This is a genomic window from Streptomyces thioluteus (genome assembly GCF_039535865.1).
Window position 1 is genome coordinate 1 of record NZ_BAAAXZ010000133.1, and the last position, 23,097, is coordinate 23,097.

The window sequence follows — 23,097 nt, forward strand, 5'->3', positions numbered from 1 at the left end:
TCCGCGGCGAGGTACGCCCGCACCGCGGGGTTGAACAGGGCGCCGGCGAACCCGGTCGCTGCGGAGGCGACGACGAGGGCGGGCAGGCTGTCCACCCAGCCCAGCACGGCGAATCCGACGGTGCGCAGCAGGCATCCGGCGATGATCGGGACCCTGTAGCCGTAGCGGTCGGCGAGCGTCCCGCCGATCAGGAACATGCCCTGCTGCGAGAGGTTCCGCACGCCCAGCACCAGGCCGACGGCCCACGCGGCCAGCCCGAGGTCGTCGGTCAGATGGGCGGCCAGGTAGGGCATGAGCATGTAGAAGGCCAGGTTGATCGCGAACTGGTTGGCCATCAGCAGCCGGACCACCGGCGGGAAGGAGCGCGTGGTGCGCCAGAGGCCCCTCACCGGCCCGCCCGCACGGCGTCCCGGCCGGTGGCCAGCGGGTCGGCGACGGCGGTGCAGCGCGTCCAGCGGGTGACGGTCCGCTCGCCGGGGTGGCCCAGCTCGTCGGGCCCGTCGGCCGGTACGTGCCCGAGGAGCCGGTGCTCGCGGCAGTACGCGTCGTCGAAGACGGTGCCCACGTAGCGCTGCGGGCCGTCGGGGAAGACGGCGGCGATCCGGGTCTCGGCCGGGAGGGCCGCGGCCAGGTGGCGGGCGACGAGGGCCACCGCGCCGACGCTCCAGCCACCCGTCGCGTACTGGTTCCTGGCCAGGGCGCGGCAGGCCCAGACGGCCTCCGGGGCGGCGACCCAGTGCACCTCGTCGAAGAGCGCGTAGTCCACGTTGCGCGGGTAGATGCTGCTGCCCAGCCCGCGCATCAGGCGCGCGGCCGCGGGCTGGGCCGAAGATCGTGGAACCCGTCGCGTCCACGCCCACCACCCGCAGCCGGGGGAAGAAGCCGCGCAGGACGGAGGCGACGCCGGCCGAGTGCCCGCCGGTGCCGACGCTGACCACCAGCACGTCGATGCGGCCGAGTTGGGCGATCAGCTCGTGGGCCAGACCGCGGTAGGCGGTGACGTTGTCGGGGTTGTTGTACTGGTCCGGGCACCAGGCGTCGGGGGCGGTCATGAGGAGCTCGTCCACCCGCTCGCGGCGGGCCTGTTGCCAGCCGCCGGACGGGTGCGGCTCGCGCACGACGTCCACCTCGGCCCCGTGGGCCCGCAGCAGGCCGCGCATCAGCGGCTCCATGCCGGGATCGGTGACCACGGTCACCGGGTGCCCGTAGGTGACCCCGGCCAGGGCGAGGCCCAGCCCGAGCGTGCCGGAGGTCGACTCGACGATCCGCGCGCCGGGCAGCAGGTCGCCGCGTTCCCGGGCGCGGGCGGTCATGTACAGGGCGGTGCGGTCCTTGATGCCGCCCGGGTTCCGGCCCTCCAGCTTGGCCCAGAAGCCGCGGCCGGGGGCGGTGAAGGGGGCGCCGATCCACAGCACGGGGGTGTCGCCCACCAGCCCGGCCGGGGTCTGCGCGGGACGGACGGCGGCGGTGAGCACCTGGGCCGGCGACAGCGGGCAAGGAGCGGAGGACAGGGAGGAAAGGGGCATACCGGAAGAGTTCATCGCGTAGGTCTCCTGCGCGCCTCACCCGGGACTCGGCACGGGAACGGCGAAGTGCCGGGCGGGAGCGCGGTGTCGGGGCGAGTGACGCCGAGGACGCGGTGCCGGGGAAAGTGGCACCGGGGACGCGGTGCCGCGACGGCGGGGACGGCCGGCCGGGCGGCGGCCGCGTGCCGTACGGGCGGGACCGGTCAGGCCCGCCAGACCCCCAGCACCGCGCGGGTGCGCGCGTGATCGACGCCGCACCCCGGCGTCCGCTCCGGCCCCTGCGGGGCACCGCCCGCGCCGGGAGCGTCCGCGGGCGCGCACACCGGCGTACCGGCGTGGTCAGGGCGGTGCGGAGCGACGGTCCGCGGGGCGGCCGGGCCGGCCTCGGGCTCCCCTTCGCAGCGGTGGGGGTGGGCGCCGTGCCCGTGCGAGTCCAGCGCGGCGGACGACGCGACGACGGCATCCGTGACCTGCTGCTGCGCGGACGGCTGACCGTGGGCGCAGCAGAGCACGTACAGCAGCCCGGTCAGCACCACGGCCAGGAGGACCCGGCCGGACGACGCGGACCGGGGCGCGAGCGGAACGGCCCCTGATGCCACGCCGGTCACGGTAACCGATCAACGGCGCGCTGGATACGGGTGCGCCGGATCAGCCCCCCGCGTTCCCTCTCCGTTGCAGTGGAATCTCCACCACCTTCCCCAACTGGCCGCTCGCCGAAGGGAGGTGGGGCGGGACGAGACAGGCGTGCCGGGCGAGGGTGTCGATGAAGGCGGCCGTCAGCGCGTCCGGGTGGCCGCGGGTGTAGGCGGTGAGCATGCGGTGGACCGGCGGGTCCGGGACGCGGACGCGCGGGGCGAGGGCCACGGGGACGATGTTCGCGGGGAAGAGCGTGGGTCCCAGCCCGGCGGCGGCCAGTTGGAGGGCCGTGGCGGTCTGCTGGGTCCGGACCGCGACGCGCGGCTCGAAACCGGCGTTGGCGCAGGCGTAGTCGAGGATCCGGGCCAGCCCGTTCGGCGCCGTGTAGTGGATCCATTCGCGCCCCGAGAGCTCGGTGAGGCGGATGTGCGTGCCCGTCCGTCTCGTCAGCGGGTCGTCCGCCGCGAGGACGACGACGAACTCCTCGCTGCCCAGCGGGAAGACCGGCCCCGGCCAGTCCACCGGCGGGGGTCCGACGGCGACGTCCGCCTCCCCGGCCGTCATGGCCTCCTGGAGGTCGCCCGCGTGCAACTGCTCGGTGAGCGACAGCAGCGCCTCCGGGCGCTCGCGCCGCCACACGGCGAGGGCCGGGGGCAGCACGCCGAAGCTGACCGAGTACAGCGTGGCGACCCGCAGCTCGGGGCGCCGGTTGCCGGCCACCCGCCGGGCGGCCGAGCCGGCCCGGTCCACCTCGGCCAGGGTCGCGCGGGCGTGGGGCAGCACGGCGCGGCCCAGCGGCGTGAGGACGACCGGCCGCGCGCCCCGCTCGACCAGCGGACCCCCGCAGGAACGCTCCAGGCTCTGCAACTGGCGTGACAGCGCGGGCTGGGAGACGTGCAGCCGCTCGGCGGCGCGGGTGAAGGACCCCGAGTCGACGATCGTCACGAGGTACTGAAGCTGCCTCAGAGTCATAGCCATAACCAAAGGTTATGTGGTCCTTGTTGAACAAGCCTTGGACAGGTTCGGACCCGACCGGCCATAGTCAAGGGGTCGGCGCCGTACGCGATTTCCTCCGTGCGGACTCACGTCCGGTGCCCGTCCAGCGAGCTGTCCGCCAGCGGAATTCCCGTGGTGGCAATGCGTTCACCCGGTATACGAATGTCGAGGTTTGCCGTGGTCGTCATCGCCGGTCGGCCGGACGACGGATCCGCCCCCGCGCGCCCGCGCGCCGTCCCGGCGCCCCTCCGGCGGGGTGCCCTCCGGCACGGACCCCGGACCCGCGCCCGCTCCTGAGACCGGCCGGGGCCGCTCGCGGTGCCACCACCCCCCCACACCGTGCGGCCCCGGCCCCATTTCCGCTTCCCCACACGGCAGTTCGCCCCCGGCCGTCACCGGCGTCCATGTCCGCGGTGGCACCGCCCCCCCCTACGCACCGGCACTTCGGAGGACCACCGATGTCGCTCATGGAACGGACGGCGTACGGGGACCGCGTCGCCCCCGGTTCGACGGACCGGTTCCGCGCCGCCCTCGGCCCCCTTCTCGACCGCCTGCGGGCCCCGGGCGGTGTCCCCACCCAGGGACCCTCGACGCCTTCGGTGTGCCCCTTCTCCTTCTCCCCGCCCGCCCGTCACCAGCTGCTGGTGGTCTCCGCGCGGACCGCGGCGGCGGCCGACGAGGAGGCGCGGCGGCTCGCCGACCGCCTGGAGGGCCGGCCCGGCACGGACCTCGCCCACGTGGCACGGACGCTCCAGACCGGCCGTACGCACCACCCCCACCGCAGGTTCGCCGTCGCCCGGGACGCCGACGGCGCCGCGGCGGCGCTGCGCGCGGGCACCGGGGCGGGGGCCCCGGGCGGCGCGGAGCCGCTCTTCCTCTTCGCCGGCCAGGGCGGCCAGCACCTCGGCATGGCGGAGGGGCTGTACCGGGACGAGCCGGAGTTCCGCCGGCATCTCGACGACGCCGCCGCGTGGGCTTCCGGGCCGCTGGGGCTGGACCTGCGCGAGACGCTCTTCCCCGGCCGAAGAGGCCGAACGCCCGGCGGCCGCCGCCCGGTTGGCCACCATCGCGCTCTCGCAGCCGGCCGTCTTCGCCGTGCAGTACGCGACCTCGCGGCTGCTGGAGTCCTGGGGGATCCGGCCGGGCGCGGTGGCCGGGCACAGCCTCGGCGCGTACGCCGCCGCCTGCGCGGCCGGGGTGTTCGCGCCGCGGGACGCGATGCGGCTCGTCGTCGAGCGCGCCCGGCTGCTCGGGACGGTGCCCTCGGAGGCCATGGCGGCCGTACGGCTGTCCGAGGACCGGCTCGTCCGCCTGCTGCCGCCGGAGCTGTCCGTCGGCGCGGTGAACGGGCCCGGCCAGTGCACCGTCATGGGGCCGGCCGAGTCGGTCGCCCGGCTGGCCGGGGAGCTCGGCGGCCGCGGCGTCGAGACGCGGCTGCTGCGGATCGACGCGGTGGGGCACTCCCCCGTCGTCGAGCCGATCCGCGACCGGTTCGCCGCGTTCCTGGGAACGGTGGCGCGCGAGCGGCCCGTCCTGCCCGTCCTCTCGGACACCACCGGACGGTGGGCCGCCCCCGAGGAGCTGCGCTCGGTGGCGTACTGGATCCGGCACCTGCGCGCGCCCGTCCGGTTCGGCGAGGCGCTCTCCACCGTCTTCGCCGGACCCGCGCGCCCCCTGGTCGACGCCGGTCCGGGCCGGGTCCTCTCGGCGCTGATCCGCCGGCACCCCGGGTACGACGCGCGGCAGCCCGTCGTACCCCTCGCCGCGCGCCCCGCCGGGGACGCGTCCCAGACGGCCACGCTGCTGGCCGGCGTCGGCGCGCTGTGGGCGCGGGGCGCCGACGTGGACTTCGCCGCCCTGCGCCGGGGGAGCCGCGGGCCGTCCTGACCCCTGCGCGGCCGTACGCCGCCGTCGTACGCACGGAAGCGGGTGTCCGCCCTTCGGGGCGGGCACCCGCTTCCGCGTTCCCGCCCTCACTCTTTCCAGATACCCCCAGGGGGTATACCGTAGGGGAACGAGAGACACCGCGCGCCCCGCGCGCACCACGCGATCCGAGGAAGCAGCCATGACTTCTCAGCCCAGCACCACCACCGTCTACAAGGTGACCGGCATGACCTGCGGCCACTGCGAGGGCGCGGTCACCGAGGAGGTCTCCGCGATCGCCGGCGTCACCTCCGTCGAGGCCCTGGCCGCCGACGGGCTCGTCACCGTCGTCTCCACCGCACCGCTGGACGACGAGGCCGTCCGCGCCGCCGTGGACGAGGCGGGCTACGAGCTCGTCGGCCGCGCCTGACCCCGAGCGCCGAGGACGAGGCACACCCCGCACCCGCGCCGGGCCGTACCGCCCCACTGATATGGCCGCCGTACACCCGGCCCTCCTCCTGGGAGAACCCATGACCAGCACCGCCCTCGCCACGCCCACCAGGCCCGGCACCGACGTCGAGCTCTCCATCGGCGGCATGACCTGCGCCTCGTGCGCGGCCCGCGTCGAGAAGAAGCTCAACCGCATGGACGGCGTCAGCGCGACCGTCAACTTCGCCACCGAGAAGGCCAAGGTCACCTACGCCGCGGACATCACGGTCGCCGACCTCATCGCCACCGTGGAGAAGACCGGCTACACCGCCCGCGAGCCGGCCCCGCCCGCGGCGCCGGAGCCGACAGTCGAGGCTGTCCCGAATGCGGGCCGCGACGAGACCGAGGGCCTGCGGCAGCGGCTGTGGATGTCCTTCGCGCTGTCGCTGCCGGTGGTGCTGCTGGCGATGGTCCCGGCCCTCCAGTTCGACAACTGGCAGTGGCTCTCCCTGACGCTGGCCGGACCGGTCGTCGCCTGGGGCGCATTCCCCTTCCACAAGGCGGCCTGGACCAACGCCCGGCACGGCACCGCCACCATGGACACCCTGGTCTCGATCGGCACGCTCGCCGCCCTGGGCTGGTCGCTGTGGGCCCTGTTCCTCGGCCACGCGGGCATGCCCGGCATGCGTCACGGCTTCGACTTCACGGTCTCGCGCGGCGACGGTTCGTCCTCCATCTACCTGGAGGCCGCGGCCGGGGTGACCACCTTCATCCTCGCCGGGCGCTACCTGGAGTCCCGCTCCCGGCGGAAGGCGGGCGCGGCCCTGCACGCCCTGCTGGAGCTGGGGGCGAAGGACGTGGCCGTGCTGCGCGGCGGGCGCGAAGTGCGCGTGCCGGTCAAGGAGTTGGCGGTCGGCGACCGGTTCGTCGTCCGCCCGGGCGAGAAGATCGCCACCGACGGCACCGTGGTCGAGGGCAGCTCGGCCGTGGACGCCGCCATGCTCACCGGCGAGTCCGTGCCCGTCGACGTGACCGTGGGCGACGCCGTCACCGGCGCCACGGTCAACACCTCGGGCCGCCTGGTGGTGGAGGCCACCCGGGTCGGCTCCGACACCCAACTCGCCCGCATGGCACGGCTGGTGGAGGACGCGCAGAACGGCAAGGCCGCCGTCCAGCGGCTGGCCGACCGCATATCCGGGATCTTCGTCCCCGTCGTCCTGCTGATCGCCCTCGGCACCCTGCTGACGTGGCTGTTCATGACGGGCGACACCGCCGCCGCGTTCACCGCCGCCGTGGCCGTCCTGATCATCGCCTGCCCCTGCGCACTGGGCCTGGCCACCCCGACCGCACTGATGGTCGGCACGGGACGCGGCGCCCAGCTCGGCATCCTCATCAAGGGACCCGAGGTCCTGGAGTCCACCCGGCGCGTGGACACCGTCGTCCTCGACAAGACCGGGACCGTCACCACGGGCCGGATGACGCTGCGTGACGTCGTCACCGCCCCGGGTACGGCCGAGACCGAACTGCTGCGCCTGGCCGGTGCGTTGGAGCACGCATCGGAGCACCCCATCGCCCGCGCCATCGCCGACGGCGCCGAGGAGCGCACCGGACCGCTTCCCTCGCCCGAGAGCTTCGAGAACGTCGCCGGGCTCGGCGTCCAGGGTGTCGTGGACGGACACGCGGTGCTGGTCGGCCGGGAGAAACTGCTGGCCGACTGGGCCATCGAGCTCCCCGACGGCCTCGCCGCCGCGAAGGCCGCCGCCGAGGCCGAGGGCCGCACCGCGGTCGTCGTCGCCTGGGACGGCGCGGCGCGTGGCGTCCTCACGGTCGCCGACGCGGTCAAGGACACCAGCGCCGCAGCCGTCGCCGAACTGCGCCGCCTCGGCCTGACCCCCATCCTGCTCACCGGCGACAACCGCGCCGTCGCCGAATCCGTCGCCCGCGAGACCGGCATCGACCAAGTGATCGCCGAAGTCCTCCCCCAGGACAAGGCCGACGTCGTACGACGCCTCCAGGACGAAGGACGCACCGTCGCCATGGTCGGCGACGGCGTCAACGACGCCGCCGCCCTCGCCACCGCCGACCTCGGCCTCGCCATGGGCACCGGCACCGACGCCGCCATCGAAGCCGGCGACCTCACCCTCGTCCGCGGCGACCTACGAGCCGCAGCCGACGCCATCCGCCTCTCCCGCCGCACCCTCGGCATCATCAAGGGCAACCTCTTCTGGGCCTTCGGCTACAACATCGCCGCACTGCCGCTGGCGGCGCTGGGCCTCCTCAACCCGATGATCGCAGGCGGGACGATGGCCTTCTCGTCGGTCTTCGTCGTCGCCAACAGCCTCCGGCTGCGCGCCTTCAAGTAACCGCGCCGAGAAGCCCCGTTCACCTCCGCTTCGCTCCCCTCGCCGCCTCCCGCGGCGGGGGGAGCGTCACCTTGACGCCCGGCATTCCTACTGTCGAACCTGTCACATCATCCGGACGGAGGAACCCGGCCGCGAATCTCCCCAACTCCCCTGCCGGGCCGACAGGATGCGCTGCGTACCGAGAACGAGGCTTCCGCGCAACGGCAACCCGGTGGAAGCCCTGAGCCAGGAGAAACGCATGTCTCACGCAGGAATGCGGCGCGCCGCCATGGTCGCCGCCTCGGCCGCGCTGCTGACCGGGGCCGCCGCGGCCGCCGGGAGCACGGCCTCCGCCGACGTGTCCCACCACGACCACGGGGTCGTCTCCCACCTGCACAAGGCCGCGGGCGACCACGCCAAGCAGGCGGGCCAGCAGGCCCAGGGGACGGTCACGGCCACCACGGTCAAGACCCAGGGCGCGGTCAAGGACGCGGTCAAGGACCAGGGCCAGGGCAAGGACAAGGGCAAGCACCTGGGCTGGGACAAGGCCGTCGACAAGAAGGCCGACCACTGGGACGCCAAGCACAAGTGCTGGCAGCGCTGGGACGGCGACTCCCGCAGCTACGCCCAGTGGGACGAGCACGCCCACTGCTGGAAGCGCCACCACAACGGCCACTGGCAGAAGTGGGACACCGGACACAAGGCGTGGAAGTAACCACCGCGCCACAGGCGTTGTGTCGCCGGCCCGCCGGGGCGGGCCGGCGACACGCGTCCGCGCCGCTCAGCCGCGCAGCGAGCACGTGGCCCGCGCCGTGCGGCTCGGGTCGCTCTCCGAGCGGGCGGTGAGCGTCACCTTCCCGTGCCGGTCGGCACCCGGCTTCGCCGCGACGGCGACGTCGACCGGGACCGAGGCGCCCGCACGAGCGGTGGCCAGCCGGTTGGGCAGCCACGCGGACCAGCCCTTCCCGGCGGCCGAGGCCGACAGCCGGTAGACATCGGATCCGGTGTACGGATCGCCGCCCGCGGCCCGTCCGGTGTTGGCGAGGGCGAAGGTGCACACGGCCCGCCCGTCGGCCGGCCGGCCCTTCTGCGCTCCGCCCCGCAGGGCGACGCCCCGCGCCTGCGAGCCCGCCCCGTCAAGGGACTTGACGCCCACGCTGTAGGAGAGGATCCCGGACGCGTCGCGCCGGACGTCGAGTATGTAGAAGTGGAGCCGGTTGGCCTTGTCCTCGTACTCGTACGAACTCCCGGAGTCGGCCCCCGCGTGGAACAACGCGTCGCTGAGCTGCCGGTAGTCCCCCATGGTGATCCTCTGCGGGGTCCCGTCGGGGCGGACGAAGTCGGTCAGCCCGATGTCCTCGGGGTGCGCGTCGACCACCCAGGCGAACGGGGCCCGGTCCGCGTTCTTGGTCTTGCTCAGCAGGACGCCGCTGTCCGGGGTGAACGAGTCCATGCCCATCCGGTCGACGACCTCCACGGTGTAGTTGTCGTAACCGCCGCCGTCGCACAGCGGGTCCTTCGTGCGGTCGCAGGCCGGGGAAAGGTCGCGGCCCATGCTGATGTTGACGCCGGTCAGCCCCTTCTCGCCGGGCGGCGCGGACCGCGCGGTGACCCGGGCGACGACCGTGCCGGACTTCCTCAGCGCGTCGCGGTCGAGCCGCAGCACGTTCTTGTCGTCGACGATGCCGAGCTTCATCTTGTCCCGGAGCACGTGCTGGGCTCCCATCGAGCCGCCCGCCGTGGCGGGGACCATCCACCGGGTGTGCGGACCGCCCGGACCGTTGAACGAGCCGCGCGAGAGCATGCCCCATATACCGGTGTAACTGCGGCTCAGTGGTGTGCCGTAGGGGTTGTTGTAGTTGTCGCCTATGCCCAGGATGTGGCTGAGCTCATGGGCGAAGGTGGCCATCCCGGAGCTCTCCGCCTGCGTGGACGACCCGTTCTCGGCGTTGGGCCAGATGCGGGCGGCCGCCTGCCAGGAGGTCCACGGCACGTACCGCGTCGCGGCCGCGTTGCTCCCGGAGGCCAGCGGCGAGGGCGGCCCCCAGGCGGCCGGCACGTCCTGCGCCGACCGGAACTTCATCTGGCCGAACTCCTGCCAGGCGGACGACTCGTCGACCCCCGCGGTCAGGTAGAAGACGAAGTCGAACTTCTTGGTCTTCTCCGCTCCCACATCGGCGACCCAGGCCCGCTTGCCGTCGGCCCGGATGTCTTTCCCGCAGCTGTCGCCGACGGGACAGGCCCCCCGGGTTCATCCCCGGCTCGATGCCGTACTGGTAGGACTTCCACGGCATCCGGTACACGCCGAAGGAGGTCAGATCGACCCCTACGCGCCCTCCCGAATCCTCCATCCAGTACTCGTTGATGGTGTGACCGTGGTTGAGCGTCCCGGGCTTGTTGAGAAAGTCACCGTAGAACCGGGCCAGTTGATTCCTGGGGACGTTGGACGCGGTGGACTGCGGGTTGCCGAACTTCCCGGCCCCCGGCGCCTTGCTGACCGAGAACTCCTCGTCCGGGTAGTCGAGGAGCACGAGCGCGCCCTTGAACATCCGCTTCGTGGGCTTCACCGCCGGGTCGGCCCAACGGGTCCCGGGCACCGACCGGTACTCGGCCCAGGTCATGTCGTCGGGGTTGCGCCAGTGCTGCGGGTCGATGGGGTGGACGAGGGGCTGCCGGGGCCGGGCGGCATCGCCGTCCGTCGCCAGCGCAGGCCCGGCGGCCGCGGCGGCCAGGATGCCGAGGAGGCCCAGGACGACGCGTATTCGCCGTAACCGGCCGGGTCTCGAGTGACGTTTGGGGGACAAGACTCACCTCTGGTCTGATGGGGGACGTGGCAAGCCGTTCGGTGGGAGCGCCCACCGCGGTCACGGTAGGGCGAGGGACTGGCGGGGCGCCAGAGGGTGCGCGAGCCCTCCCGATACGGACCGCCGGACCCTCACACCGCCCGCAACCGCCCCGCACGCGGTGCCACTCGGCCACAGCCGCCGGTCCCCTCGCGGGACCGGCCGGCCGCGGTCGCCGCGGATCACGCCGCCTTGGGCGCCGCCCGCATCCCTATGCAGCAGTAGTGGCTCCCGTCGGCCATGGTGGTGAAGACCACCGGCATCCAGTCCTCGCTGAAGGCCGCGCCGACCCCCGACGCGGCGAACACCGTCTCCGTCGTCGCCCCCGACACCGTCCGGGACACCGGCACCAGCTCGGCCTCGATCGGCGGGGAGAAGTCCTTCATCCCGTCCACGAACTCGTACACCAGGCGCCCCGCGCCGTCGTGTTCGGCGACGGTGATGACGACGCCCGCACGGGTGTAGGTGCCGGTGAAGGGCGCGAGGTCCACGGCCGGCGGCACGGCCGGGGGCGCGAAGGCGTCCGGCATCCGGGCCCCGGCCAGCTCGTCGAGCAACTCCCGGAAGAGCTCCGCGTAGAGCAGGCGGGCACCGCCGCCGTTGGTGGTCAGGGCTATGGCCACGCCCGCCTCCGGCGCCACGCGCAGATAGGCGTACTGACCTATCGAGGCGCCGTCGTGGCCGTAGCCCCGCACCCCGTTCCAGTCGTAGAGGCTCCAGCCCAGGCCCCAACCGTCCGCGCTGACGGACCACTTGTCCGGGCAGTCGACCTCGCGCCGCTGCATGGCGGCCACCGTGCCGGGGGCGAGCACCGGGGAGCCGTCCGACGCCACCCCGCCGTCGAGGTGCATCCGGGCGAACCGCACGATGTCACCGGCGCTGGCGATGACCCGGCCGTACGGGCCGGCCGAGCGCGGCATCAGATCCCACGCGGGGGCCGGCTCGGGGTCCTGTCCCGGCTCTCCCAGATGCCCCATCGCGGCGCGGAACCGCAGGGCCTCCTCGGGCAGAGTCATCGTCCGCTCCAGGCCCAGCGGTTCGAACAGGCGCTGCTTCAGCGCCTCGTCCCACGTGAGCCCCGTGAGCACCTCGATGATGCGGCCCAGCACGTTGTACGCGATACCGCTGTAGGAGAGGGCCGTCCCGGGCGGGCAGTCGAGGGCGACGCCCTTGGCGGCCTCGACATAGCGGGCGAGACAGTCGTCGCCACGGCCGGTGTCGAGTGTGAAGTCACAGGTCAGCCCGCTGGTGTGGCTGAGCAGCCGACGGACCGTGATGCCCCGGGTGGCCTCGGGATCGGCCACCGAGAAGTCGGGCAGGACATCGGTCACCGGGGCGTCCAGGTCCAGCTCGCCGGCCTCGGCGAGCTGCATCACCAGCGTCGCCGTGTAGATCTTCGCGATCGAACCGAGCTGGAACACCGAATCGGTGGTCGCCTCCACCCCCGTGCCCCGGTGCAGCACCCCGCTCGCCAGCTCGTGCACCGTCCCGCCGACGAGCACCGCCAGCGACGCCCCGGGAACCCGGTGCTCGGCACGGAGCGCGTCCAGCCGCGCCTGCCAGCGTGCGGCGTCGAACGTGGTCGTGAGGTTGCTGGGCATGACGTCCCCCCGTCGTGAATGGCTCGGACCCCGGCGGCCCGGCCTGACACCGAACACTGTACGGACTTCCGCACGGTGTGCGCAAGAGCGCACAGCGTTCGGCTGTGCGGGTATCCTGGGCGCGAGAGAAGGGAGGCCGCATGCCGGCCGACGACAGGGACCAGCCGAAGCAGCCGATCACCTCGGTGTGGACCCGCCCCCGCCGGGGCAGACGCGAGCAGCCCTCGCTGAGCCGCGAGCAGATCGTGTCCGCCGCCCTCGAACTGCTCGACGCGGAGGGCGTGGGCGCGCTGAGCATGCGGAAGCTCGGCACCCGGCTCAACGCCGGGGCCACCTCGATGTACACCCACGTGGCCAACAAGGACGAGCTGATCGAGCTGGTCGTGGACGCCGTCTACGGCGAGGTCGAGGTGCCCGCGCCCGACGGCCGGGACGGCTGGCGGGACACGACGGAGCGCTGCGCGCACAGCCTCCGCGCGACGGTCCTGCGCCACCCCTGGATGGCCTCGGTGGCCGGCGAGCTGGGCGTCACCCAGCTCGGGCCGAACGTGATGCGGCTCTCCGAGGGCATGCTCGCCCTCTTCGAGGCGGCGGGCCTGCCCACCGGCGAGGCCGACCTCGCGGTCTCCACGCTCACCTCGTACGTCATGGGCATCACCACCGCCGAGGCCGCGTGGCTGACGACCCTCGCCCGGCACGGGCAGAGCGAGCGCGAATGGATGGAGAGCCTCTGGCCCGCCGCCGAGGAGGCCGCCGACGGCCACCCCCAACTGCAGGTGCACTACGCCTCGTTGCGCCACAAGGACCCGCGCGAGACGCGTGAGGAGAAGTTCGACTACGGCCTGCGCATGGTGCTCGACGGCCTGGAGGCCCGGCTGACGGGCACGGGAGACACCGGCACCGGCTGACGCGGCACCGGCGTCAACACCCGGCGGTGACGCGGCGACCGCCCGTTCCACCCATCGGGGGAATCACGGCCCGAACACGGCTGGATCGGCAGCCCGTTGTACAAGCTGTCCGCATGCGGGGGCGGGTGGGGGAAGTGCTGAGGACGGGGTTGCTCGCGGGGGTGGCCACCGCCGCGTTGCTGGGTCCGGCGCCGGCGGCCGCGGCCGCCGCGGCCGGGGATCCCGGCGGGGGCACCGCGTCCCGGGCCGTCACGGCGGATGCAGCCGCCCGGGCCCAAGTCCCGGCCCCGGTCCGGGTCGAGGCCCAGGCTCACGCCGGGGCCCGGCTCCAGGCCCTGCCCTTGCACGCCGCCGTCGGCGCGGAGGCCGTCGTCACCGTGGGAAACCTGCGGTTGTGCGTCGTCGCCCACGGCACCGCCTCCCTCGGTCCCGGGCCCCATGGGGTATCCGCTGCCGCGGAGTTGTGGATCCGCTGCCCCACGCCCCGCCCGCCGACGCCCCCGCCACTCCCACCGGCTCAGCCGGCTCCGCCCGCCCAGCCACCCGCCGTTCCTCCCGTACCCCCTGCTCAACTCCCCCCGCCTCCCGCCCCGCCCGCTCCCCCCGCGCCGCCCCCACCGGCACCTCCTGCACAGGCGCCACCCCCTCCAGCACCTCCTGCTCCAGTACCTCCTGCTCCGGCGCCACCCGCACCGCAACCTCCTGCCCCCGTGCCACCCGCACCGCAACCCCCTGCTCCAGTGCCACCCGCCCCACAACCCCCCGCTCCGGCACCGCCGCCGCGTGCCCCCAACCCCGTACCTCCCGCCCCTGCCCCACCCGCACCCGCACCTCCCGCCGCCATGCCGCCGCAGCGGCCGCCGGCGCCGGTGCCACCCCGCGTACCGGCCGCACCCCCGCCACCGAACCCCCCTCTCCCGCCGACACCCCCGCCCCCGCCTGCGCCCTCACCTCCACCGACCACGGCGCCATCACCCCCGACACCGACGCCCCCGGCACAGAACCCACGACCATCACCCCGCACGTCACACCGCTACCGGGTCGGCGCGACCACCGCGCGCTCCCAACCCCCCGTTCGCCACACCTCGTTGGTCACCCTCACCCTCCTGCTGATGACCCCGGCGATCCTGGGCGTCGCGCTGCTCCGGCCCCGCTCCGGCAGCAGCCGACGGGGCGGCTGACCCGGCGGGGCAGGAGCGCGCCGGACGAAAGAGGGCACAGAGGGAAGAGGGCGCGGAGAGGGACAGGAAAAGGGCAGGGAAAAGCCGCGGCCGGTGGAACCGGCCGCGGCTTCGGGTTGCGCGGGAGGCCGTGCAGGGTTGCAGGAGAGATACCGCCGGGGTCATCGCCCCATGTGAGCGCTGAACGTGCCGTCGAAAGTCAGCACGATGTACATGCCGTTCGCGTCGAGACCGGCATCGCGCCCGTTCGCGTCCATCTTCGCGACCACATGGCCCCGGCTGATGATCTCCATCTTGGCGTGAGAGCGCTTCACCCGGGTGACCTTGGCCTTGCTGCCGTCGGGCAGGCGGTACGTGCCCGCGCCGTAGTGCGCGCCGCCCACCCAGGAGGTGACGCGGCCGTCGGGGGTGAGGACGATGTAGACGCCGTTGGCGTCGAGCCCGCCGTCACGGCCGTTCGCCTCGACGTCGCCGAGCACGCGCCGGCCGTCGCCGATGTCGAGGCGGTAGTGGTGCCCGCCCAGCTTGTAGAGCTTGGCCTTCCAGCCGCCGGCCACCTTCACGTCACGGACGAACGTGCCCTTCTTCCCCTTCTGTGCCGGGGACTTGGCGACGGTCCGCACCGCGGCGGGGGCGTCGGAGGGAGCGGCGAAGGCACCGGCCGCCGGAGCGAGGAGCAGCGCGGCCAGGGTGGCGGTGACGGCGGCGCGGGCGGCGGTACGGCGGCGGACGTTCGTGGACACGTGTGGCTCCCGATCAGTTCGTGGACGGAGGCGGCTGCGCCCGGCAGTGGCCGGCCGCAGCAACGAATCTACGGACGCCGGTTGCCGGATTCGTCCGCTCCCCGTCACAGCCGCGTGACAGGAGGGACGGGTGTTGTCACACGCCGATCCCCCATGGATTGCCCACCGATTCCGCACAAAGAAATGCCCCGGACATATTGACGTCCGGGGCATTTCTCTGCGTATATTGAGTATTTCTGCGCCCACAACTCGTGGTGCACAGAGAAGCTTTGTTAGGGCCATGATATCGGGGCGGGAGTCACCATGTCAAATGCATCGGATCAAGAATTGCGCCGGGAACAGGAATTCGTCGACAACCTCCACACACGCCTCGAAGAACTCATCGCGCGGACCGAAAGCGGGGTGACGGAGGCGCTCGCCGCGACCGGCGGCACCTTCCAGGCCAGGCTGGAGCGCGACATCCTGGTCGCCGAGCGGTCCGGGCTGCTCGCCGCGTTCGAGGCCGGGGAGCACGGGCTGTGCTTCGGCCGACTGTTCTTCCGGGACGGAAACGACCACCACATCGGCCGCATCGGTATCCGGCGTGACGACGCCGAGCGCACGCCGCTGGTCATCGACTGGCGGGCCGAGGTGGCCCGGCCGTTCTATCTCGCCACCGGCCACACTCCGATGGGTTTGCGCCGCAGGCGTCACATCAGCACCCAGGGCCGCAGGGTCACCGCCCTGCACGACGAGATCCTCGACCTCACCGACACCGAACGCACCGGCCACGAGGGCAGCGACGCCGACACCGTGCTGCTGGCCTCGCTCGACGCCGCGCGCACCGGCCGGATGCACGACATCGTGCAGACCATCCAGGCCGAGCAGGACCGGATCATCCGCGCCCCGCACCGCGGCATCCTGGTGGTCGAGGGCGGCCCCGGCACGGGCAAGACCGTCGTGGCGCTGCACCGCGCCGCGTACCTCCTGTACGCGCACCGCGAGCAACTGGCCCGCCGCGCCGTGCTGATCGTGGGCCCCAACCCGGCGTTCCTCGGCTACATCGGCGAGGTGCTGCCGTCGCTCGGCGAGACCGGCGTCCTGCTGGCCACGCCCGGCGAGCTCTTCCCCGGCGTGACCGCGACCGGCACCGACACCCCGCGGGCGGCCGCCGTCAAGGGCGGTGCCGCGATGGCGGACGCGCTGGCCGCGTACCTGCGCGACCGCCAGACCCTGCCCGACCCCGCGCTGGAGATCCCGCACGACGACGGCGACCTGCTCCTCGACGCCGACATCGCACGCGAGGCGCGGCGACGGGCCCGCGCGAGCGAGCTGCCGCACAACCTCGCCCGCGCCACCTTCGCGTTCTCGGTGATCGACGCGCTCACCGAGCAACTGGCCGACCGGCTGGGCGCGGATCCGTTCGGCGGGCCCAACCTCCTCGGCCCGGACGACGTCGCCCAGTTGGGCAAGGCGGTGGCGGCCAGCCGCGCGGTGCACTCCGCGATCGCCGAGCTGTGGCCCCCGCTCACCCCGCAGCAGCTGGTGACGGACTTCCTCGCCGAGCCCGTCCACCTCCCGGAGGCCGACGCGGACGCGATCCGCCGCGCGGAGGGTCCGTGGACGCCGGCCGACGTGCCGCTGCTCGACGAGGCCGCCGAGCTCCTCGGCGAGGACGACTCGGCCGCCCGAGCCGCCGCCGAGGCCGAGCGGCAGCGGCAGATCGCGTACGCCCAGGGGGTGCTCGACCTGTCGTACGGCTCGCGCACCCAGGAGTTCGAGGACCTCGCGGACGACGACTCGGAGGTGCTCGCCGCCCACGACCTCGTCGACGCCGAACGCCTCGCCGAGCGGCACGAGGAGGCCGACCACCGCAGCGCCGCCGAGCGCGCCGCGGCCGACCGCACCTGGGCCTTCGGCCACATCATCGTGGACGAGGCCCAGGAGTTGTCCGCCATGGCGTGGCGGCTGCTGATGCGGCGCTGCCCGACCCGCTCGATGACCCTGGTCGGCGACCCGGCGCAGACCGCCGAGCCGGGCGGCTGCGGGGCGTGGGCGGAGGCCCTCGCCCCGCACGTCGGCGACCGGTGGGAACACGTCCGGCTGGGGGTCAACTACCGCACTCCGTCGGAGGTCATGGAGGTCGCGGCCGAGGTCCTCCGGGCCGCGGGGAATCCTTCCTTCCGTCCGCCGCGGTCGATCCGGTCCACCGGGGTGCGGCCGTGGGCACGGCGGGTCGACGACGTGGCGGGAGCGGTGGCGTCGGCCGTCGCGGAGCACGCGGGCGAGGGCGGCCGGGCAGCCGTCATCGCGCCGACCCGCCACCACGCGGCACTGTCCGCCGCGCTCCCGCAGGCCTCCTGCGGAGCGGCGCCGGATCTCACACGCCCGGTGGTGCTGCTGGATCCGCGGCAGGCGAAGGGGCTGGAGTTCGACACGGTGATCGTGGTGGAACCGGGTGAGTTGGGGTTGAGCGATCTGTACGTCGCCCTGACACGGGCGACGCAGCGGGTGGGAGTGGTGCACGCGGGGGCGCTGCCGGCCGGGCTGGAGGCGGCGCTGACGCGCTGAGCACACCCGCCCAAGTGCCGCTCCTCGCAAGCGGAATCCACAACCGGAATCACTTCCCGAGGAAGTCCAGGATGCGCCGGTTCACCTCCTCCGGCGCCTCCACCATCGGGAAGTGGCCGACGCCCTGGAGCAGGACGCCGTCCGAGCCCTCGGGCAGGGCGGCGACGATGTCCGCGAGGATCTCCTCGTCGACGACCGGGTCCTCGCTGCCGTGCAGGTACAGGGTCGGCTGCGTGGGCAGCCCGGCGAGCAGCCGGCCCATCTCCCACTTCTCCGTGCCGAACGCGTCGGCGGGGAAGTTCTGCCGGTAAAGGCCCAGCCCCATGCGGAGGTTGGCCGGATCGCGCAGGGCCTCCTTGCCCGCGCGGATGTCCTCGGCGGGGTCGTAACCGGCGATGTCGCCGCTCCAGTGGTTCCACAGCCAGTCGAGGTAGCCGAAGTCGTTCACCGGCACGAGCTGGTCGGCCACGCCCATCTGGAAGAAGTAGAAGTGGCTGTTCTTGTGGATCTGTTCGGGGACGGCCGCCCGGCGCTCGTAGAAGCGCACCGGCGGGACGTCCGCCACCACGACCTTCGACCAGCGCTCCGGGGCGAGGGCCGCGGCGCCCCACGTGGTGAAGCCGCCCCAGTCGTGACCGACGATGACCGCGTCGCCGTCCCCCGCCCAGCGCCTCGTGCAGCGCGTTGGCGTCCGCGACCAGGTCCTTCATCAGCATGCTGCCGTCCGGCGGCACCTGACTGGGGGCGAAGCCCCTCATGTACGGGGCGACGGCCCGGTATCCGGCGGCCGCGAGGACCGGCATCAGGTGCCGGTACATGCCCGGGGTCTCCGGGAAGCCGTGCAGCAGCAGGGCGAGCGGGCCCTCGCCCTGCTCGACGTAGGCGAGCTCGATGCCGTTGACGGTGATGCGCTTCGTTTCCATGGGTCCTCCCCAAGTCCTGTAAACGAACGTTCTAGCCAGACCGTAGCACGCATTGGAACGAACGCTCTATCCATTCGGTCGACCGTAGACCTCCGTGACGCCGCACCGGCATCCGGGCGAAGCGGGTGACCCCCCGCCGCCGAGGGGGTACCACTGCATCACCGACCCCGGGAGCCCCCATGCGCGTCCAGAACGCCGTCGTCCTCGTCACCGGCGCCAACCGCGGCATCGGCAGCGCCCTCGTCACCGCGTTCCTGGAACGCGGGGCGGCGCGGGTCCACGCGGGCGCGCGGGACCCCGGGACGCTGGCGGCGGTGACGGCGCAGGACCCGGAGCGGGTCCACCCGCTCGCCCTGGACATCACCGACCCCACCTCCGTCACCTCCGCCGCCCTGACCGCGTCCGACGTGACGGTCCTGGTCAACAACGCGGGAACACACGCGATGGGGCACCTGCTGGAGATGGACCTCAGGGACGTCGAGGCCGTGATGAACACCAACTGGCTGGGCACGCTGCGCGTCCTGCGCGCCTTCGCGCCCGTCGTCGAAAGCAACGGCGGCGGGGCCGTGGCCAACGTCATCAGCGTCGGCGCCTTCGGCGGGACGCCGTCGATGGGCGGCTATCCCGCCTCGAAGGCCGCGCTCAACGCACTGACGCAGGCCGTGCGGCTCGACCTCGCCCCGCGCGGCATCGCCGTGCACGCGGTCTTCCCCGGTCCGGTCGACACGGACATGCTGCGCCTCACCACGGACACCCTCCCCGCCATGACCGGCTTCCCCCGCGCGACCACCGCCGACGTCGCCCGGGCGATCGTCGACGGCGTCGAGGCGGACGCGGAGGAGATCTTCCCCGACCCGTTCGCCGAACAGATCGGGGAGGAGTGGCGCCGCGATCCCAAGGCCGTGGAACGGCGGCTCACCGCCATCGAGTGACATGCGACGGGGGCGGCCCGGAGGGATCATCGGTGCCATGGACGCCACGGAGCACCCCCTGCGGCTCGCCCAGCAGACCGAGGCCGACGCGCTGCTCTCGCGCAGCCCGCTGGCGGCGCTGACCGGCATGCTGCTGGACCAGCAGATCCCCCATGGAATGGGCCTTCACCGGCCCGTACACCATCACGCAGCGCCTCGGCCGCGACGACCTGGACGCCCACGAGATCGCCGCCTACGACCCCGAGGCGTTCGAGGAACTGTGCGCGCGGAAGCCGGCCGTGCACCGCTACCCGGCAGCCATGGCGAAACGCGTGCAGCTGCTGTGCCGGTACCTCGTCGAGCACTACGACGGCGACGTCACCGCGCTGTGGTGGGACGTCGGCACCGGCCGCGAGCTGCTGGCCCGGCTGGAGGACCTGCCCGGGTTCGGGCAGCAGAAGGCCCGGATCTTCCTGGCCCTCCTGGGCAAGCAGCTCGGGGTGCGGCCGGAGGGCTGGCGCGCCGCGGCGGGCCCGTACGGCGAGGAGGGCAGCCGCCGCTCGGTCGCCGACATCACCGGGCCCGGTTCGCTGGCCGAGGTCCGCGCGTACAAGCAGGAGATGAAGCGGGCGGCCAAGGCCGCGAAGGGCTGACGCCCCCGGATCCCGCGCCGCGGAGACCGGCGGCCGCCGGTCCACAGCCTGTGCACAGAGAGCCGCCGCCACGGGGAGGCTCCCGGTATGCGGCCGATTGTCGCCTTCCGACTCCCGTGCCATGGCTGCGCCGGGAGCCGCGGGCCCGGTAGGCTTTCCGTGTGATCTTCAAGCGCATCGGAAACGGTCGGCCGTACCCCGACCACGGCCGGGAAAGCACCCGCCAGTGGGCGGACGTCGCCCCGCGCCCGGTACGCCTTGACCAGCTGGTGACCACCAAGCAGCAGCTCGACCTCGAAACGCTGCTCGCGGAGGACTCGACCTTCTACGGCGACCTCTTCGCCCACGTCGTGAAGTGGCAGGGCGACCTCTACCTGGAGGGACGGCCTGCACCCGCGCGGTCCGCGCCGCGCTCCAGCAGCGTCAGGTCCTGCACGCACGCGTGCTCGAACTGGACTGACCAGTAGGCCCTTTCATGGCCCCTCGTCCCTGATTTCACAGCGGTTTACGGCCGGTATTGGCCCTTTTGGGTTGGGGTCGGCGCAACCGTTGATCATCTAGTAGGCACCGGCCCCGCCCGCACTACGCTGCGCCCATGAGCATGCTCACCCCTCCTGGCATGGGCGGAAAGTATCGCGTCACAGGTCGTCGCTTCCCGCACATGCGCCGGCCGAGGAGCCCGAAAAGGATCGTGCTCGCCGCCGTCACCGCGGTGGCCGTCCTGGGACTGGGTGGCTGGGGGACGCTCCAGCTCGTCGACGTCTTCTCGGGCGGCGGGGGCTCCCCACAGGCGGCCCGGAAGAACGGCGACTGCGGCAGGGCCGCGCACGGCGACCACACCGACGCACGGGCGGCCGGTCACGCCGCTCCGCGCGAGCAGCTCCCCAGGCCCGGCGACATCACCGTCAACGTCTACAACGCCACGCCGCGCAGCGGCCTCGCCAAGACCACCGCGGACGAGCTCAAGCAGCGCGGCTTCCGCATCGGCAAGGTGGGCAACGCCCCGGCGCCCTACGACAAGAACGTGAACGGAACGGCGCTGCTGCTGGGTGCCCCGGAGGACACCGACACGGCGATGCGCGTGCTCCAGGAGCAGGTGGAAGGTGCCGAGGTCAAGGCCGACGTCCGCAAGTCCGAGGAGATCGACCTGATCATCGGCGCCGGGTTCAAGGAGCTCGCGCCCCAGAAGGGCACGAGCCCCCGGCCGGCGGCCTCCCCGCCGGCGGCCTCGCCGTCCGGGGGTGCCACCAAGTGCTGACGGATCAGCCGGCCGTCCCGTACATGCGGTCGCCCGCGTCGCCGAGACCCGGGACGATGTAGCCGTCCTCATTGAGGCGCTCGTCCACCGAGGCGGTGACCACGGTCACCGGCGCGCCGGCCAGCTCGCGCTCCATGACCTCGACGCCCTCCGGGGCGGCGAGCAGGCAGATCGCCGTGACGTCGTCCGCGCCGCGGGTGATCAGCTCGTTGATCGCCGCGACGAGGGTGCCGCCGGTGGCCAGCATCGGGTCGAGGACGTACACCTGGCGGCCGGAGAGGTCGTCCGGCATGCGCGTCGCGTAGGTCTCCGCCTTGAGGGTCTCCTCGTTGCGGATCATGCCCAGGAAGCCGACCTCGGCCGTGGGCAGCAGGCGGACCATGCCGTCGAGCATGCCCAGGCCCGCCCGCAGGATCGGCACGACCAGCGGCCGCGGGTGCGACAGCTTGACGCCGGTGGTCGCGGTGACCGGCGACTCGATGTCGACCTGCTCGGTCCGCACGTCACGCGTCGCCTCGTAGGCGAGCAGGGTGACCAGCTCATCGGCGAGCCGCCGGAACGTGGGGGAATCGGTGCGCTTGTCGCGCAGCGTGGTGAGTTTGTGCGCCACCAGCGGGTGGTCGACGACGTGGATCCGCATGACAACGACATTAACCGAGCTTTCGGACACCGGCTCCCGGCCGCACGGTGGCATCAAACCATCACTTAGGGGGAAAGTGGGCACGTACGCCCGGTGCGCCCCGCCGGGCGAGGACCTCGGCACGAGGTGGTGCTGCCCATGGCCGACCGTGACGAACGAGAAGCGAGGCGCCCCGAGGGCGCCGACGGGCCGGAGGCGTCCGCCGACGGCGACGCGGAGCGACGGCGCAGGCGCGCACAGTTCCTCCGTGAGCTGAACGAGGCGAGGGAGCTGCGCGACCGGGTGCAGCCGCGCAGGGCGAGGGCCGCCCGGATGCGCCAGCAGATGCGGATGCGTACGTTCCGGTGGTGACGGCCCGGCCCGGCGGGCGCCCGGATGGCTGCGGCCCGGCCGCCGGGTGAGCCACATCTCTCGGACTACTGCACGACGCAGCGCGGAAGACCTCTCGCAACGGCCGGGTTTCTGCCACGATTCCGAGTGGGCGGGGTGCTGTCCCCGTCCGGCCCGGCACCGCCTATGACCAGTGGGAGAGTCACGGTGTACTTCGCCGCATTGCTCGCGCGCTCCGACGACGGGTGGCAAGCGAGCGACACAGACCTCGACAATGTGGAGACCCTGACCGATCTCGCCGACCTGGCCCGCGAGGCCGCGGTCGACGACGACACGGTCCTGGTGCTCATCGAGCAGGAGGACGCCTGGTTCGGCATCATCCGGGTGGACGGCGACGACGACCCCCGCGTCTTCATCTCGGACGCCACCTCCGCCGCCCGCAGCTCCTACGGCGCCCTGCTCGTCGACGAACTGCTCGGCCGGGACAAGGGCGAGGACGACGACCTCGACACCCTCGACCTCGACGGCACGGAGGACGGCGAGCCCGAGGCCGAGGAGCGGGACGAGGAGCCCGAGGCCGAGGAGGCGGTGCCGAGCGGCCCGCTGGGCGACTCCCATCTCCTCGACGACGTCGGGGTGGGCGAGAAGCGGCTCCTCGCCCTCGACGGGGACGCCCTGGGTGAGATCGCCGACGCGCTCGGCTGCACCGAGGTCCTGGAGGCCGTCCGCTGACCGTCCCCGCGGCCCCCTCGCTCACACTGGTC

18 protein-coding genes and 5 pseudogenes are annotated in these 23,097 nt (G+C 73.3%); 13 read left to right on the forward strand and 10 right to left on the reverse strand.

The window, feature by feature from the left end; all coding sequences use genetic code 11:
- The 4 genes and pseudogenes from ABD794_RS17605 to ABD794_RS17620 all read right to left on the reverse strand — a co-directional run.
- Window positions 1-335: MFS transporter (locus ABD794_RS17605; RefSeq protein WP_344964539.1), on the reverse strand; the 335-nt coding region annotated here is incomplete at its 3' end.
- 50 nt (window positions 336-385) lie between these two features.
- Window positions 386-1,526: pseudogene (locus tag ABD794_RS17610) on the reverse strand (PLP-dependent cysteine synthase family protein).
- A gap of 203 nt (window positions 1,527-1,729) precedes the next feature.
- Complete coding sequence (locus tag ABD794_RS17615; RefSeq protein WP_344964490.1) at window positions 1,730-2,125, reverse strand: hypothetical protein; 396 nt, start codon at window positions 2,123-2,125, stop codon at window positions 1,730-1,732.
- Between the two features lie 49 nt (window positions 2,126-2,174).
- Window positions 2,175-3,140 carry a LysR family transcriptional regulator gene (locus tag ABD794_RS17620; protein WP_344964491.1) on the reverse strand — a complete coding sequence of 322 codons (966 nt, stop codon included), beginning with the start codon at window positions 3,138-3,140 and terminating at the stop codon, window positions 2,175-2,177.
- 485 nt (window positions 3,141-3,625) lie between these two features.
- Between ABD794_RS17620 and ABD794_RS19200 the strand changes: the two are divergent.
- The 5 genes and pseudogenes from ABD794_RS19200 to ABD794_RS17645 all read left to right on the forward strand — a co-directional run.
- A pseudogene (locus ABD794_RS19200) lies at window positions 3,626-3,931 on the forward strand (CurL C-terminal domain-containing protein); the annotation flags it as partial.
- A gap of 283 nt (window positions 3,932-4,214) precedes the next feature.
- Window positions 4,215-5,045 (forward strand): acyltransferase domain-containing protein, encoded by an 831-nt coding sequence (locus tag ABD794_RS17630; protein ID WP_344964495.1) that lies wholly within the window; start codon window positions 4,215-4,217, stop codon window positions 5,043-5,045.
- A 178-nt stretch (window positions 5,046-5,223) separates the two neighbouring features.
- On the forward strand, window positions 5,224-5,451 hold the full coding sequence (locus ABD794_RS17635; protein WP_344964498.1) for a heavy-metal-associated domain-containing protein: 228 nt from the start codon (window positions 5,224-5,226) through the stop codon (window positions 5,449-5,451).
- 100 nt (window positions 5,452-5,551) lie between these two features.
- Window positions 5,552-7,813 (forward strand): heavy metal translocating P-type ATPase, encoded by a 2,262-nt coding sequence (locus ABD794_RS17640; protein WP_344964500.1) that lies wholly within the window; start codon window positions 5,552-5,554, stop codon window positions 7,811-7,813.
- A gap of 238 nt (window positions 7,814-8,051) precedes the next feature.
- The gene (locus tag ABD794_RS17645; protein ID WP_344964502.1) at window positions 8,052-8,507 is read left to right on the forward strand and encodes a hypothetical protein; all 456 of its coding nucleotides are present in this window, start codon (window positions 8,052-8,054) and stop codon (window positions 8,505-8,507) included.
- Window positions 8,508-8,573: 66 nt separating this feature from the next.
- Here ABD794_RS17645 and ABD794_RS17650 read toward each other — a convergent pair whose 3' ends face one another.
- Window positions 8,574-9,965, reverse strand: coding sequence for a metallopeptidase domain-containing protein (locus ABD794_RS17650; RefSeq protein WP_344964503.1), 1,392 nt, complete (start codon window positions 9,963-9,965; stop codon window positions 8,574-8,576).
- 852 nt (window positions 9,966-10,817) lie between these two features.
- Entirely contained in the window at window positions 10,818-12,236 is a 1,419-nt protein-coding gene (locus ABD794_RS17655; protein WP_344964504.1) for a serine hydrolase domain-containing protein, read from the reverse strand.
- 140 nt (window positions 12,237-12,376) lie between these two features.
- Here ABD794_RS17655 and ABD794_RS17660 point away from each other — a divergent pair, with 140 nt between their 5' ends.
- Entirely contained in the window at window positions 12,377-13,144 is a 768-nt protein-coding gene (locus ABD794_RS17660; protein ID WP_344964506.1) for a TetR/AcrR family transcriptional regulator, read from the forward strand.
- A gap of 1,342 nt (window positions 13,145-14,486) precedes the next feature.
- Here ABD794_RS17660 and ABD794_RS17665 read toward each other — a convergent pair.
- Window positions 14,487-15,068, reverse strand: coding sequence for a hypothetical protein (locus ABD794_RS17665; RefSeq protein ID WP_344964507.1), 582 nt, complete (start codon window positions 15,066-15,068; stop codon window positions 14,487-14,489).
- A 303-nt stretch (window positions 15,069-15,371) separates the two neighbouring features.
- Between ABD794_RS17665 and ABD794_RS17670 the strand changes: the two genes are divergently transcribed.
- Complete coding sequence (locus tag ABD794_RS17670) at window positions 15,372-17,618, forward strand: HelD family protein (RefSeq protein ID WP_344964509.1); 2,247 nt, start codon at window positions 15,372-15,374, stop codon at window positions 17,616-17,618.
- A 49-nt stretch (window positions 17,619-17,667) separates the two neighbouring features.
- On the opposite strand, the gene ABD794_RS17675 is transcribed toward ABD794_RS17670, so the two are convergent.
- Both ABD794_RS17675 and ABD794_RS19205 read right to left on the reverse strand, forming a co-directional pair.
- A complete protein-coding gene (locus ABD794_RS17675) occupies window positions 17,668-18,261 on the reverse strand; it encodes an alpha/beta fold hydrolase (protein WP_344964541.1) in 594 nt (197 codons plus the stop codon).
- A gap of 73 nt (window positions 18,262-18,334) precedes the next feature.
- Window positions 18,335-18,541 (reverse strand): annotated as a pseudogene (locus ABD794_RS19205) (alpha/beta fold hydrolase); the annotation flags it as partial.
- A gap of 179 nt (window positions 18,542-18,720) precedes the next feature.
- Here ABD794_RS19205 and ABD794_RS17680 point away from each other — a divergent pair.
- The 4 genes and pseudogenes from ABD794_RS17680 (at window position 18,721) to ABD794_RS17695 (ending at window position 21,363) form a co-directional block, all read left to right on the forward strand.
- Window positions 18,721-19,473, forward strand: a complete 753-nt coding sequence (locus ABD794_RS17680) for an SDR family oxidoreductase (RefSeq protein WP_344964511.1) — start codon at window positions 18,721-18,723, stop codon at window positions 19,471-19,473.
- 37 nt (window positions 19,474-19,510) lie between these two features.
- A pseudogene (locus ABD794_RS17685) lies at window positions 19,511-20,105 on the forward strand (HhH-GPD-type base excision DNA repair protein).
- 161 nt (window positions 20,106-20,266) lie between these two features.
- Window positions 20,267-20,565: pseudogene (locus tag ABD794_RS17690) on the forward strand (type II toxin-antitoxin system VapB family antitoxin).
- Window positions 20,566-20,700: 135 nt separating this feature from the next.
- Complete coding sequence (locus tag ABD794_RS17695) at window positions 20,701-21,363, forward strand: LytR C-terminal domain-containing protein (RefSeq protein WP_425586059.1); 663 nt, start codon at window positions 20,701-20,703, stop codon at window positions 21,361-21,363.
- Window positions 21,364-21,367: 4 nt separating this feature from the next.
- Here ABD794_RS17695 and upp read toward each other — a convergent pair whose 3' ends face one another.
- Window positions 21,368-22,003 (reverse strand): uracil phosphoribosyltransferase, encoded by a 636-nt coding sequence (gene upp, locus ABD794_RS17700; RefSeq protein ID WP_199892021.1) that lies wholly within the window; start codon window positions 22,001-22,003, stop codon window positions 21,368-21,370.
- 138 nt (window positions 22,004-22,141) lie between these two features.
- On the opposite strand from upp, the gene ABD794_RS17705 reads away from it, so the two are divergent.
- Both ABD794_RS17705 and ABD794_RS17710 read left to right on the forward strand, forming a co-directional pair.
- Window positions 22,142-22,354 carry a hypothetical protein gene (locus tag ABD794_RS17705; RefSeq protein ID WP_344964516.1) on the forward strand — a complete coding sequence of 71 codons (213 nt, stop codon included), beginning with the start codon at window positions 22,142-22,144 and terminating at the stop codon, window positions 22,352-22,354.
- 186 nt (window positions 22,355-22,540) lie between these two features.
- Window positions 22,541-23,065 (forward strand): tRNA adenosine deaminase-associated protein, encoded by a 525-nt coding sequence (locus ABD794_RS17710; RefSeq protein ID WP_344964543.1) that lies wholly within the window; start codon window positions 22,541-22,543, stop codon window positions 23,063-23,065.
- The last annotated feature ends 32 nt before the right edge of the window (window positions 23,066-23,097 follow it).